This window comes from Acholeplasma oculi (assembly GCF_900166985.1).
GTDB lineage: Bacteria > Bacillota_I > Bacilli_A > Acholeplasmatales > Acholeplasmataceae > Acholeplasma > Acholeplasma oculi.
In genome coordinates this window covers 404,348-417,277 of record NZ_FUZK01000001.1, presented here as the reverse complement: position 1 = coordinate 417,277, position 12,930 = coordinate 404,348, and the positions used below count along the sequence as shown (strand labels likewise).

The 12,930-nt window shown below is 29.7% G+C and carries 15 protein-coding genes and 1 tRNA gene; 13 read left to right on the top strand and 3 right to left on the bottom strand.

From position 1 onward, the window contains the following. Positions 1-33 precede the first annotated feature (33 nt). The 5 genes from B5X49_RS01980 (at position 34) to B5X49_RS01960 (ending at position 4,911) form a co-directional block, all read left to right on the top strand. A complete protein-coding gene (locus tag B5X49_RS01980; RefSeq protein WP_045749506.1) occupies positions 34-1,728 on the top strand; it encodes a hypothetical protein in 1,695 nt (564 codons plus the stop codon). A gap of 115 nt (positions 1,729-1,843) precedes the next feature. Then, complete coding sequence (locus B5X49_RS01975) at positions 1,844-2,767, top strand: ATP-binding protein (RefSeq protein WP_045749505.1); 924 nt, start codon at positions 1,844-1,846, stop codon at positions 2,765-2,767. Further along, positions 2,764-3,195, top strand: coding sequence for a hypothetical protein (locus B5X49_RS01970; protein ID WP_045749504.1), 432 nt, complete (start codon positions 2,764-2,766; stop codon positions 3,193-3,195). The genes B5X49_RS01975 and B5X49_RS01970 overlap by 4 nt, the downstream gene beginning before the upstream one ends. 89 nt (positions 3,196-3,284) lie before the next feature. Further along, positions 3,285-3,737, top strand: coding sequence for a hypothetical protein (locus B5X49_RS01965; protein ID WP_045749503.1), 453 nt, complete (start codon positions 3,285-3,287; stop codon positions 3,735-3,737). Between the two features lie 280 nt (positions 3,738-4,017). Beyond that, positions 4,018-4,911: a tyrosine-type recombinase/integrase gene (locus B5X49_RS01960; RefSeq protein WP_045749502.1), complete on the top strand. Its 894-nt coding sequence runs from the start codon at positions 4,018-4,020 to the stop codon at positions 4,909-4,911. Positions 4,912-4,913: 2 nt separating this feature from the next. Here B5X49_RS01960 and B5X49_RS01955 read toward each other — a convergent pair whose 3' ends face one another. Continuing rightward, positions 4,914-5,180 carry a helix-turn-helix domain-containing protein gene (locus B5X49_RS01955; protein WP_052670064.1) on the bottom strand — a complete coding sequence of 89 codons (267 nt, stop codon included), beginning with the start codon at positions 5,178-5,180 and terminating at the stop codon, positions 4,914-4,916. A 146-nt stretch (positions 5,181-5,326) separates the two neighbouring features. Further along, positions 5,327-5,402, bottom strand: a tRNA-Lys gene (locus tag B5X49_RS01950). A 270-nt stretch (positions 5,403-5,672) separates the two neighbouring features. Between B5X49_RS01950 and B5X49_RS01945 the strand changes: the two genes are divergently transcribed. Then, positions 5,673-7,214, top strand: coding sequence for a hypothetical protein (locus B5X49_RS01945; protein WP_045749500.1), 1,542 nt, complete (start codon positions 5,673-5,675; stop codon positions 7,212-7,214). Positions 7,215-7,273: 59 nt separating this feature from the next. Continuing rightward, the gene (locus B5X49_RS01940) at positions 7,274-7,909 is read left to right on the top strand and encodes a Pr6Pr family membrane protein (protein WP_045749499.1); all 636 of its coding nucleotides are present in this window, start codon (positions 7,274-7,276) and stop codon (positions 7,907-7,909) included. A gap of 30 nt (positions 7,910-7,939) precedes the next feature. Here B5X49_RS01940 and B5X49_RS01935 read toward each other — a convergent pair whose 3' ends face one another. Further along, positions 7,940-8,884, bottom strand: coding sequence for a helix-turn-helix domain-containing protein (locus B5X49_RS01935; RefSeq protein WP_045749498.1), 945 nt, complete (start codon positions 8,882-8,884; stop codon positions 7,940-7,942). Positions 8,885-8,969: 85 nt separating this feature from the next. Between B5X49_RS01935 and B5X49_RS07655 the strand changes: the two genes are divergently transcribed. The 6 genes from B5X49_RS07655 to B5X49_RS01910 all read left to right on the top strand — a co-directional run bounded on the left by B5X49_RS07655 (position 8,970) and on the right by B5X49_RS01910 (position 12,920). Further along, positions 8,970-9,140 carry a hypothetical protein gene (locus B5X49_RS07655; RefSeq protein ID WP_159444475.1) on the top strand — a complete coding sequence of 57 codons (171 nt, stop codon included), beginning with the start codon at positions 8,970-8,972 and terminating at the stop codon, positions 9,138-9,140. Between the two features lie 403 nt (positions 9,141-9,543). Continuing rightward, the gene (locus B5X49_RS01930; RefSeq protein ID WP_052670062.1) at positions 9,544-10,029 is read left to right on the top strand and encodes an NUDIX hydrolase; all 486 of its coding nucleotides are present in this window, start codon (positions 9,544-9,546) and stop codon (positions 10,027-10,029) included. Then, positions 10,022-10,507, top strand: coding sequence for a hypothetical protein (locus B5X49_RS01925; RefSeq protein WP_045749496.1), 486 nt, complete (start codon positions 10,022-10,024; stop codon positions 10,505-10,507). Before B5X49_RS01930 ends, B5X49_RS01925 begins: the two co-directional genes overlap by 8 nt. After that, positions 10,504-12,045 (top strand): ABC-F family ATP-binding cassette domain-containing protein, encoded by a 1,542-nt coding sequence (locus tag B5X49_RS01920; protein ID WP_045749495.1) that lies wholly within the window; start codon positions 10,504-10,506, stop codon positions 12,043-12,045. Before B5X49_RS01925 ends, B5X49_RS01920 begins: the two co-directional genes overlap by 4 nt. 66 nt (positions 12,046-12,111) lie before the next feature. Further along, positions 12,112-12,261: a 50S ribosomal protein L33 gene (gene rpmG / locus B5X49_RS01915; RefSeq protein ID WP_035369362.1), complete on the top strand. Its 150-nt coding sequence runs from the start codon at positions 12,112-12,114 to the stop codon at positions 12,259-12,261. A 35-nt stretch (positions 12,262-12,296) separates the two neighbouring features. Then, a complete protein-coding gene (locus B5X49_RS01910) occupies positions 12,297-12,920 on the top strand; it encodes an MBL fold metallo-hydrolase (RefSeq protein WP_079560615.1) in 624 nt (207 codons plus the stop codon). Positions 12,921-12,930 lie beyond the last annotated feature (10 nt).

Below are 12,930 nucleotides of genomic sequence, written 5' to 3'. Positions count from 1 at the left end.
TCAGAAGATATTAGAAAATAGGAGGATTCTCCAATGCTTAAAAAAATATTTATTATCATGAGTTTAATAGTCAGTGCGTTTGCACTGACTATCAACTCTTCTTATGCTTTAGATACTTGGGAGTTAAATGATGACGGTTATCACTATTACACTCAAAATCTACAGTTTGGAAACTCCATAACTATCGCGGTGGATCCAAGTGAGGTATTAGAAATTTTTGACTATAATCTTAACATTTATGTTGTTCCTAAATCAACATCAGGTATTGCACAAAATCAAGTTAAAATCACATTTGATTATGATGATGTACCAGGTTATTTTGGTTTATATTATGAGTATGCAGATAAGTCCTATCTTGCAATATCTTTTGTATCTAATCAAGCTGTAGAGATTAAAGTTAGGAAACTATCAGATATTACAAATATACCTGATGATGATTTGCTCGATGTCTCTGAATTACCTCAAACCAAGAATGAGGGAAATTTTCTCATGGATGTTGGCCATGTAAATTTTTCTGTGCAAGATAGAAAAGTTTTAATAACAATCACTTATTTTGGTACACACAAAATTGTTTATGATATGGGTATTCAAACTGATATGAGTTTATTTAATTCTACTGAAGCATATTACGTGAATTTATCCGGAGATGATCCACAAATATTCATCAACAATTCAGACAATTATTATCTTAAAGACATGTTGTCAAGTGATTCTAAAACTTTTGTAAAGCATACGATTTGGAACTTAAAAACAAATGAACTTACACATGTCAACGAATATAAAGCATACACTTACATTAAGCAAAATGATGAAGGTGTTTTAATTGCATATTTTTATACAGATACTTTTGTCATGGATAGGATTTTAACTGCAGAACTTGAATATACCTCCAGGATAAGAACGGACAAGTTTGGATTTATAACCGAGTATACTGATTGGAATCGACGCCAATTTAACTATACATCAGATGATGCACTTTCGTATTTAGATCTAAGTATTGATTGGAACTTGCTTGTGCCTGGTTGGGGTTTACATTCACTTGGTCTTAATCCTTTAAATGCATTAACAATTCCTAGAATTGATGTAGTTAACTTCTCTAATATGACAAATTACAATATCACTCAAAATGAAGTTAAAACATATTTTGAAAGTCTCTATGATTCATTTAATAACAATTCACAAGAGGACTCCTATAAGTTGTTTGCATTTGCTTTATCTGACGGAGCATTAATTGATACCGGAATTGTTAAGATGCAAACAGAAATTTATAACAATAAAAATAATCCGGAAGATCCTCACAACTTTCAAATATTTCATATTGTTTATGAGACAAACGGACATATTTATCAAACTGTAGGAGAAGACATCGATGTCGTTGTTGATACTGACCCAGACATATCAACACCAGATAATATCTTTAGTGCATTAGAACAATTATTGAAGATGTTTACGGACTTCCAACAATTTATGTCTTCCTTAAATTGGAACGATACACTTACAATCGTTATAGCTGTTGTTGTAGGTCTTATTATCTTAATCATAATAAAGTCTCTTGAGACGGTTATTTCCGTAATTAAAATGATATTTGGAGCAATTAAACTTGTATTCATGGGCATTCTTAATCTAGTCAAGTTTATCTTTAGCATACCAGGAAAATTATTCAAGTTTTTAAAGTTTTTATTCATACCTAAAAAGAAAAATAAATATAAAAGGAGTTACAGAAAATGATTACTGCACTTGTTATTTATCTATTCACATTACCGGTTAGAATCCTTAAAGGATTACATAAAGCATTTCATGCACTATTCATACCTAAGGCCAAACCTAAAAAACGAGGTCGATAATGACTGTTACTAAAAAGTTGGCCTTGACTGTTGATGAGATATCAGAGTTTAACTATAAGCTTGATAGATCTATTACGAAAGGTATATCAAAGTTCATTTTAAAATATAACGATTTTGTTATGGATGAGCGTATATATGAACCTGTTCGACGTTTGACCAAGCCTTTGCATAAAATTTGGATTGGTGCTTGGTTGATTAATTTAAAGAAGTCCTATGAGGATTATCCATTTAATAAACCGGGTGTATATATTTGTGTGGGAGAACCTGGATCAGGAAAATCATCACTCGCCATGGAGATTATGACAAGACTTCTAGCTAAGACCGGTAAAGGTTCATATATTAACACTGCAATTGAAATTCCAAGAGTTGATGATAAAACCTTTAGAAAATATCTTCATCATCCTAGATATGAAATCACAGATTTTTTTGATAAAGGGGAGATTGTTGCATATCCTAATCATTTTCAATTTGCATCGATGCATATTGATGAAGCTCATATGCTTTGGAACTATCGACAAAATCAATCCGATGATTACATGAAAACATTTAAGCCCTTCATGAAATATGCTGTAGGGGTTAGACATTATATCAAGTATATCTTTTTATATACTCAAATGGAAAAAGTCGATACTCAGGTTATGAGTTTAGGTAACAAGAACTTTTTCGAGGTTCAAGTTAGAAAAGGATTCAATTATGATTTATGGTTAGTAAATGGACGTTTTGAAACAACTATCCTAGGTTGGGATTTAATATTCTTTAATATGCAATCTAATGGTTCAGGAGGTTGGATCAAGCACCCTTATAAACAATACTTCTTACCTAGAACATTTGACTTACAATATTTTGATACATATAACTTAAGAAGTGGTTTAGGGTCAGTAACATTTGATAATAGATTTAAAACGGAGGTAGTAAAACGATGAACCAGGATATTTGGTTTCAAATATTTGAATATACACTTATGGGAGCATTTATAGTGCTTGGTGTAACACTTATTTTCTTGGTTGGGATGTTTATATTTGCAACGGCCATGTATATATTTCCAGCCAAGCAAGTTAAGATTGATTTAAGAAAAATTGCTGAGACAGAGATTGAATCCAGGATATATCTGGATGAGTATCAATTTACAATTGCAAACGCTCATTGGAATGAAAAAATTGAAGAGAAAGAAAAGCAATTTAAACATTTAGAAAGTCAAATCAGAAGTAAAGCTGCAGCATTAAAAAGTTTAGATTCGAAACTACAGACTGAGACTTCTTCTAAAGGTAAAAAAGGATCTAAAAAGAAACAAGAATCTATTCAATTAGAATCAAAAGTTGATGATGAATTAAATGAGGATGAAGTGATTTAGTTTATATATACTTTAGTATATATATAAATACTATTAACCGGTGGTTGAAACATCACTCACAAAAAAATTAAACCATAGGAGGAAAACACATGGGTTTGTTTAAAGTTAAAAAGAAGAAGCACATAGGAGATGTTTATGCAATACCTCCTGAGCATATAGTTGAAGCAAGTAGAATTAAGGAATATAGGAAAATTAAAACTTCACGAGGGCAAAACCCTGATGCTAAAAAACTAGTAATGGTTGGTGTCGAGAAATCAAGTAATAAAGTTCAATTATCTGATGTAAGTACGAAAGCAACACAAAGAGAATTGAGTAAGAAACAAGCTGTTAAACTCGATAACTCAAAATTTAAGAAAGCATCATATGCCGATACATCTACAAAATCTAAAAGTGAAAAAACAAGAAAGCATTTTAAGGTAGGTGTGGATCCTTTAACTAAAGTTAATCGTTCAAGTATCAAAATACATTCTAATGACATGAATAAATATGAAAATGCTAGATCCATTAGATTCCCTGGTACTAAAAATAAAAAGCCCAAATAACTGGGCTTTTAGTATGATAGGGATTACTCCATACCACGTTGGATATGCTTTATCAATTGATAAGCATATTCATTCTATACTATTTTAATTATCTTGTCAACACATATGGAAATGAGTAAATTCGCAAAAGATTCCTTCAGAATAATGAGCCTGATGTTTCAAAAGTTATCCACATATTTTGTGGAAAACTTCATGTTGCTTTTGTAAGGCTGTCAAGTATAATATACTTTGTATACGGTTGGCCAACCTTTCAAAAAAACAAATTGAAAGGGATTTAATAATGAACCAGGAACTTAAAGTATTATTTAATAACTACATTATAGAAAAGAAACAATATCATACAGAATCAACACATATAAATGCAAATGAAGCATATGCACCAATAATAAAATGTTTGATTGACTTAGGGATAAATACAACAGATGATTTAAAATTTGAAGACGGTATAAGGATTTTTAATTGGTTTGACCAAAATTCATGTGTAAAAAACACAACAAAAAATAAATATATGGGATATATAAAAGCAGTATTAAGACACCATGGCTATCTAAGTCATCCTTATCTGTTAGTAAAAAAATTACCAAATGATGTTGAACCGTATAAACCTGTTGATCGTGAGTTGTTTGATAGTATTATTGAGTATGCAGCAAATAAAGATACTCATGTAAATGATTGGATATATTATGCTGTATTTGTAATAATGTATGACACAGCTTGTAGAATTAGAGAATTGTTGACTATAAAAAAGCAAAACATTATCATATCAACAAACACTATCATACTAGAAAACAAAGATACTAAGGGAAGAACTCAAAGATTTGTGTTCTTTACAGATTCTAAAAAGGATCTACTTAGGGATATGATTAAACAAACACCAAGTGAGTATATATTCTGGAATTACTCAAAACAACGAAAATTAACTGAAAATGATGTCAGAAACTACATAAGGAGAATTAAGAAAAAACTTAACATCGATGTCTTTCATCCACACCAGGTAAGGAAACTATCGGCAACAGATTTGGTCGTAGCAGGTGCAAACTTAAAAACAGCACAAACAATACTTGGCCATAAAGAACAAAAGACTACGGAACTATACATAAATTACACAGCACTTGTTGCCAAACAAGAGTATGATAAGTTTAGAAATAATCAAAAAAGCTCACTAAAAAAGTGAGTTTATTTTTTCTTATTACGACTTTCTTCAATTCTTTTTTCTACACGTTTATCTAAGTCTTCTGATAACTTGTTTTTAATTTTTTGATAGTCGATCAATTCATCAACAGTAATACCGAGTTGTTCAGCTATCTGTACTAGTGTTAAAATACTAGGGTCATTTACACCACGTTCATAAAGTGAGACGGCATTTTGCGACATCTCTAGTTTAGACGCTAATTCTTGCTGAGTCATACCTACTTTTTTTCGGTATTCTTTTATTTTTAACATATATACCTCCATAAATAAACTAAAACAGTTTAAAAGACTTGCATTTTAAACGATAATGGTTTATTATTTATATATCGAACTGTAAGAGGTTTGTTAAGTTCAAAGGGCTTAAACGGCAAATTTAGCCCTTTGAATTGATTATATTGTGGTACGCCCTGGGGGATTCGAACCCCCGACAGACGGATTAAGAGTCCGCTACTCTACCAGCTGAGTTAAGGGCGCATATTGTTAGATTCACTTAGAACACTTGTTTAAGAGTCAGGTGCTCTGCCAGCTGAGCTATGGGTGCAAATTTTAACGCATAGATATTGTATAATAATAGTTTTTAATTGTCAAATCAAAGTTGAAATTACTTGGTAATTTATACATTATGTATTAGATAATCACTAGATTGTTTCACCTATTCATCAAAATTGAATGTTATATTAAATAAAAAAAGTAATTTGAAGCTTTTCCTTCTATTATTAATTAAACAATTAAGGAGAACGTTTAATGAAAAAATATATTAAATCAATGATGATCATTCTTGGTTTTATCTTTACTGGAGGGTTAGTTACAAATGTTTATGCTATAGAAAATCCTCCGGTTCATTTTAAGTTTATAGAAGGTTATGCGGAAATTGGAGTCACTAAAGATACGGATATGTACTTCATAAATTTAGAAGGTAATGACGATATTGATCATCAATCATTTCATGAGGACAGGCCATTTATCATAGAAATGAAGAGTTTGTATCAAACTTTTATCATCAAAAATTCAACAACGAATGAACTGATATATCAAATGGATGATTTTGAATATATTCAACTGGATTCAACAAGTCTAAAAACCAATCAAACGATAACTATTCGTACAAACCAATCGACGTATGAGTTACTCATGAATCAAACATATCGAATGTATTTCATCAATCATCGTCGTTTAATTTCAATTCCTATGAATTACTTTGCTACTGTGGATGTTGATCATCCACCGACGATAGATGAAATTAATAGTAGGTTTGTTGCTTGGGATAATCAAGAAGGAGATATTAGTGAAAGAATAAGTATCATAACCGATAATTATACAGATAACAAACATGAATTAGGAGATTATCAGGTTGTATTAAGTATTATTGATGTTGCTGGAAATGAAACGAGACTTACCTATATGATTAAAGTCATAGATAATGAAAGTCCAAAAGTTGTTCCACCAGAGGATATCTATGTAAGTTACAAAACTTTATTAGATTTAAATGATGTTCTTGAAAGTATAGAGGCAACAGATAATCATGCAACGAATCTAGAAATTTCTATTGATTCAGAAAATTATGTAGTTAATTACAATAAAATCGGAACATATACAGTTGAAATCATGGTCGATGATTTTGCTGGAAATGCAGTGATTGTTGTACAAACAATTCATGTCATCGATGATGTTGCACCTGTCATTGAAGGAATTGATCATTATAGAATATCTGTTGATGAATCATTAGATATTCAAAAAATTATCAACGAGTTTGTTGTTTTTGATGAGGTTGATCATTCAGTGATTAAGCCTGTTATCATATCGAATAATTATATCCCATTTACAAGTGGTACATTTAAAGTTGTCATTCAAGTTGAAGATAATGCAGGAAATTTTAATTTTCTAGAGATTAATATTGAAGTATACGATGATACACCACCAATTTTTTATCTTAATCTCGATCAAATCGTTACCAGTAGTTCATCTGTTATGACAGATTTAGAAATTATTCAATCTGTAGCAAAGAAGATAAACTTTGATATAGAAAATTTAATGATCACACATAATGAGTATTCAACGTCAAATCAAGAGGCTGGATTGTATAAGGTTCTACTATCCAGTAAAAATGATTCAAATGTGTCATACTTCCAAATCATGATTCGAGTTATTGAAGATGCTCAAATAGAAGAAGATCCTAACAACAGTATACTAACGAATCCTTGGACATGGACAATTATGGGTTCCATAACTGTTTTAACTGGGATTGGTGTTACACTCTTTATCCTTAAGAAAAAAAGCATCATATAATCTATAAAAGTTTAAACCGAGTATAATAGGTTTAAACTTTTTTATTCGAGGTGTTAGAAATGAATATGTTTCAAGGTATTAACCAATTAAGAAGTAGTAAAATTGTAAGATATGTGCTTGCTGGTACTATATTCTTGTTTAATATTTACGCAATGATCGAATTATTTTTTAATAATTCAGAATGGTTTGGTGGAATTAGAAGACTTCGTATGTTTACGAATCTTTCAAATCTCATTATATTTGTAGTCGTATTACTCTATCTATTAGGTAAAAATCATTCGAAAATCTATAAATATATTTCAGTTATTGGCTTAGTCAATATTCTCATGACAGGTATTATATATCATGCACTATTAGCTAGTGGAAATATGGACTTTAATGATCATGTTGTTCATACATTAAATCCGATTTTCTATCCAATATTTTATTTCCTATTGGTAAGTCCAAGTATTCGATTTAGAGATTTTTGGGTAACACTGATATTCCCAATTCTTTATTTTGGTATCATACTTCTTATTGGACCATGGACAAACTGGTATCCGTACGGCTTTATGAACCCAACTTTGGCAGGTAGTAGTTTAGGAAGTGTATTAGTCTTTTGCTTAGGAGTTTTATTGCCAGTCATATCTGTTTTTACAGTGATACTCATTGGATTGAAAGTATTATTAGAAACCCAAATAAATAAATTAAAATAACAAAAAAAGATTCCAAATTAACCATCAGAGTTATTTGGAATCTTTTATTTTTAGTACATTTGAGGATAAGTAGTTTATATAAAACTCATTAAAATCCAAATCAAAATCTTTTTTAATCCAATCATCAAACATCTTATTTTTCGATTCATTATTAAGTAGGATGAGTGTCGATTTACATTGAAATAATGAAAATTCAAATCTCTTATGATTTTTCTTTTTGAAATAAGATAACGCTAAGAAGTAGTAGTAGAACTCGAGATTAATCAAATACTTACTTTTTGAATTTAATTTCACTCCAAGATTGGCAAAATGTATGACGTTGTCATAATCAGAATTGATACCGAAGTATTTAGCAAGTCTAAATAGTACAATATTATAGGTTACGATTTGATTACCTGTCCATACTAAATCAGGATTTTGGAAGAAGCCATTAAACTTACTGATTATCACTTCTTGTTCATTCGTGTTTACAAAATCTAACAAGTTTGATAATATGATCACTTCAAAAATAGATAATCCAGATTGTGACAAAACTTTAGGATATTGAATTAGTGATTTTAATTTGGATAGAAATGAATTATTATCAATTCGTTTCTCTAAGTATTTTTCTAATAATTCTGTATATTCATAAAATATTCTATTAGAATGGTCAATAATGAATTGTGGAGTAAGCTTTAACTTAATTTCTTTTGCTTTAGTTAATTCATTATTATTAACTGCGTTAAAGTAATCTGTAACTAAGCTGGTTTCTTTAAGTGTATGACTATCAAATTCTAAAAGTAAAAGATCTTTCTTGATATTCAATCGCTCAGCAAAAGCATCAAGTAAGTGAAAAGGCATCGGTGAGTCTCCTCTAATATACCTTTGATATTGTCGATTTGAAATGATACTTTCTGTAAAATCTTCTTGAGAAATTCCTCTAAAAGTTCTTATTTTTTCTAAAAAAAGTGCTAAATCTTGTGATCGTTTTAACATCAATTATCCCCCGATCATTATACGACATATATGTCGTGTTCATTTTTAATGTTATCTTGTAGAATATAGCCATGAGGTGATTTATATGAAAAAAATCTTATCCGTAATTGTATTATTCTTAGTAGCATTCTCACTATATACATTTGTTTCTACACCTGTTGAAGCAAAAGATGATCTTAAACAAAGTCATCAAGTTGATTTCAAAGACGTAAGAAATCCTGATTTAGGTTTACCTTACGGTCCAGTAAATCCTTAATTAGTTTTATTATACAACATAGATATTCAAATTTATAAATATTCGTTGACCTTTCTCGATGAAATTTATAACTTCCTATTTAAAGCCGTTTTTGCAGTCTCCCTCAATCTCGGCTTATGTAAAACCCCTAGATATTGAATCTCTCCCTCAATATCTCAATCGATGAAGTACATTCATCAAACTAAGAAAATAACAGATTTTTATTTAATACCTTCTAAATTTCTAGATTACTCCAAATCTATTAGTATAGGTATTTGATAAAAATCTGTTTTTCTTTTGTTAAAATTTCTTTAATTTACTTGCTATTAAATAACAAACAATCATAGATTCATATAAAATAATCATTCCTAATTCGTCAAGAATCCTTAACATGTTATAATAATAAGGAAAAGGAAGTGCAATAATGGAGTTTATATATACGCTTGCATTTATTAAGAGAAACGATGAGATTCTCATGATAAACCGATACAAACAGCCTTGGAAAGGTATGTGGAATGGTATTGGTGGAAAAAGATTAAAAGACGAATCTGCAATCGATTGTATTTTAAGAGAAATTAAAGAAGAATCTAATATCGAATTATCAATAAGTCAAATTCATGATAAAGGTATTGTAACTTGGAATGATGATTTTCAAGCAGAATCAAGTGGATTACACATTTTTTTTGTAGAAGTTTCAAATGACTTTTTATATCCTTCACCGATTGAAACGGATGAAGGTATATTAGCTTGGAAGAAAATCGACTGGTTATCTGATAAAGATAACTTAGGTGTAGCCTATAATATTCCTTTTTTTATACATGAAATTATTCATGATATGAAAAAGTATCATTATCACTGTGTATTTAGTGGTAATCAACTCTTAGAAGTGAGGAAGACAAAACATGAATGAGTTTAGCGATATCTTAATATACATTATCATCGGATTTATTATTATATTTATTATATATGGAATCTATGTGGGTTTTAGTAAATACATAGAAAAACAATCAAAGTCTATTCAAAAAATCAAAGATACTTTAGAACGATTTGGACAACTTGAAGATCAAAAATCATTTTCAACATTAAAATATCAAAATGAAGATTATCATATTTTAATTATTAAAGTCCAAAAGGGAGCTAAATTTACATTTAATTCAAAGACAATTTGGGAAAAGAGATTTGGTACGAATAAATATTATACTGACCAAACCATTTTTTCGAAATTACCAGGTAAAAAGATGGTTATTATCTATCCAAGTGAAGGACCATTTATGTATCATTATGATGAAAATGAGATACGTTTTACAAATCCTAAAGAAAAGATTTGGGATATGCACATTATTGCAGCAAGTGAATTAGAAAGCACTTTAAAAGAAGGATTTAAATGAGTTTACTAGAAGTTAATAATTTATTTTTTTCATATGCTAACGAATTATTATATGAAGATGCTAACTTAAGATTATTTGAAGGTGAACATGCTGTTTTACTTGGACCTAATGGAACTGGTAAGTCAACCCTTTTAAAATTACTAAATAAAAGTTTATCACCAGATAAAGGCTCTATACAGTGGGTAAGTCATATAAAAGTGGGTTATTTAGATCAATATGCATCTATCGATCCTAAAATCACTGTGAAAGCTTATTTGTATGATGTTTTTTTACCATTATTTGAAAAAGAAGCACTTATTCAAGAACTTTATGAATCCATAGCGGTTATTGATGAAAGCCAATATGAAAAAGTTTTAAATCGTGCACACCGTTTAGAAGAAGAACTTGCAAAAGACAATTTTTATGCTATTCAATCAACGATTTCTAATATTATGAATGGTTTAGGTCTTGATACATCTTTACTCAACTCTAGAATTGAAACTCTATCAGGTGGGATGAGAGCTAAACTTATATTAGGTAAGTTATTACTATTAGAAGCAGATTGTTTATTACTTGATGAACCTACAAACTTCTTAGATATCAAACATATTGAATGGCTCATCAAATTTTTAAATGGATTGAATAAAACATTTATTGTAGTATCACATGATGAATATTTTGTAAAAAGTATAGCAACTACTGTATTTGCAATTGAAGGTAAAACTATTTCTAGATATAAGGGGAATTATGATTTTTACTTAAAAGAACATGCGCTTAGAATCGATCAGCAATCCAAAGCTTTTAAAGCACAACAAAAATTTATTCAGGAAACTGAAACTTATATTAATAAAAATATCGTTCGAGCATCCACTACTAAAATGGCACAATCCAGAAGAAAGATGCTTACAAAGATAAAAAGAGTTCATAAACCTACAACTGAGAAACATATTAAAATTAAATTTCAAATGGACCGTACAACAGGACGTGACGTATTAAAGGTAAACCAATTATCTATTGGATATGAATTTCCTTTAATTGAACCATTAGATTTTAAAATAGTTCGTGGTGATAAAGTTGCAATAACAGGTAAAAATGGTATTGGTAAATCGACTTTTATTAAAACTATAACTAACCAATTAGAACCCATAGATGGTAAATTTGAGTGGATTGATACCACAAATATCTTATATTATGAGCAAGAAATCAAACTTGATGGTGAGTCTACACCATTCGAATTAGTTCATGCTGAAAACATTGATTTTGATAGAAAAATGGTGATGACAGTATTAGCATCATTTGGTATCGATTTTGAAATGGCAAATAGACCACTAAAAACATTATCTGGTGGAGAAAAGACTAAGGTCAAGTTTGCTTTAACAAGAAACAATAAATCTAATGTATTGATTTTAGACGAACCAACCAATCATTTGGACAAGGTTGCTAAACAAGCATTAAAAGATGCGCTCATAGAATACCCAGGAACTGTCATTTTGGTATCCCATGAGAAGTCATTTTATGAAGAAATATGTGATTATGAAATTCATTTATCAACTATATAATTTTTTGAGTTGAAATTCATCATTAATTTTGTTATACTTAATATGCAAGTTTGGAGGGAAAATTTCATGCGTGAATTAGTTAAATTAGTTTGTACCGAATGTGGCGATGAAAATTATTACACAACAAAAAATAAAAAGACAACACCAGATCGTTTAGAAATGAAAAAGTATTGTCCTCGTCTTAGAAAGTACACAATTCATAGAGAGAAGAAATAAACTATCATTGTATAGTTTTTTTTCTATATAAAAACATGTTCTATCAATTTAAAGGAAACGAAGAAATCGCACATTCATATATCATTTGTAGATTTGGGCAATGTTTACTCATTGACCCTTCTTTTGATTACGAAAAAATTATTGAGAAGTTGGGTCCCAATCAATTGCAAGGTATTTTATTGACACATGCGCATCATGATCATGTTGCTTTAATTCATATGTTTAAAGCACCAATTTATATTCATGAATTTGATGCATCTTTGTTATTTGAGGATCAATACAATGGCTTTTCTAAACTAAATCCCAGACAATATAAGAGAAAAGATTTAAATTTAGTGATGATTCAAGATGATACTAAAATACCGTTAGCTGATAAATTTGTCCAAGTAATCCATACACCTGGACATACGAAAGGTTCTGTATCCTTTCTTTATGAAAATTACTTATTTACTGGGGATACGCTATTTAAGGAAAGTGTAGGACGACATGATTTATATAGTGGTAATTTATTCGAACTCAAAAAAAGTGTCTTAAAGATAGTGGATTCCATACATCCGAATACAACAATCTATCCAGGACATGATGATGCTTCAACCATTCGAAATGAAAGAAAAATGAATCCATTTTACATAAAATGGAAAAAACAAGGTAAAATATAACAAGAGGTAT

What these genes read in the sequence shown, in the direction of transcription:
- B5X49_RS01955 (WP_052670064.1), bottom strand. Translation starts at nt 5,180, where the DNA reads ATGTTAAAAATAAAAGAATACCGAAAAAAAGTAGGTATGACTCAGCAA.
- B5X49_RS01960 (WP_045749502.1), top strand. Translation starts at nt 4,018, where the DNA reads ATGAACCAGGAACTTAAAGTATTATTTAATAACTACATTATAGAAAAG.
- B5X49_RS07655 (WP_159444475.1), top strand. Translation starts at nt 8,970, where the DNA reads ATGAAAAAAATCTTATCCGTAATTGTATTATTCTTAGTAGCATTCTCA.
- rpmG (WP_035369362.1), top strand. Translation starts at nt 12,112, where the DNA reads ATGCGTGAATTAGTTAAATTAGTTTGTACCGAATGTGGCGATGAAAAT.
- B5X49_RS01970 (WP_045749504.1), top strand. Translation starts at nt 2,764, where the DNA reads ATGAACCAGGATATTTGGTTTCAAATATTTGAATATACACTTATGGGA.
- B5X49_RS01925 (WP_045749496.1), top strand. Translation starts at nt 10,022, where the DNA reads ATGAATGAGTTTAGCGATATCTTAATATACATTATCATCGGATTTATT.
- B5X49_RS01980 (WP_045749506.1), top strand. Translation starts at nt 34, where the DNA reads ATGCTTAAAAAAATATTTATTATCATGAGTTTAATAGTCAGTGCGTTT.
- B5X49_RS01930 (WP_052670062.1), top strand. Translation starts at nt 9,544, where the DNA reads ATGGAGTTTATATATACGCTTGCATTTATTAAGAGAAACGATGAGATT.
- B5X49_RS01975 (WP_045749505.1), top strand. Translation starts at nt 1,844, where the DNA reads ATGACTGTTACTAAAAAGTTGGCCTTGACTGTTGATGAGATATCAGAG.
- B5X49_RS01920 (WP_045749495.1), top strand. Translation starts at nt 10,504, where the DNA reads ATGAGTTTACTAGAAGTTAATAATTTATTTTTTTCATATGCTAACGAA.
- B5X49_RS01940 (WP_045749499.1), top strand. Translation starts at nt 7,274, where the DNA reads ATGAATATGTTTCAAGGTATTAACCAATTAAGAAGTAGTAAAATTGTA.
- B5X49_RS01935 (WP_045749498.1), bottom strand. Translation starts at nt 8,884, where the DNA reads ATGTTAAAACGATCACAAGATTTAGCACTTTTTTTAGAAAAAATAAGA.
- B5X49_RS01945 (WP_045749500.1), top strand. Translation starts at nt 5,673, where the DNA reads ATGAAAAAATATATTAAATCAATGATGATCATTCTTGGTTTTATCTTT.
- B5X49_RS01910 (WP_079560615.1), top strand. Translation starts at nt 12,297, where the DNA reads ATGTTCTATCAATTTAAAGGAAACGAAGAAATCGCACATTCATATATC.
- B5X49_RS01965 (WP_045749503.1), top strand. Translation starts at nt 3,285, where the DNA reads ATGGGTTTGTTTAAAGTTAAAAAGAAGAAGCACATAGGAGATGTTTAT.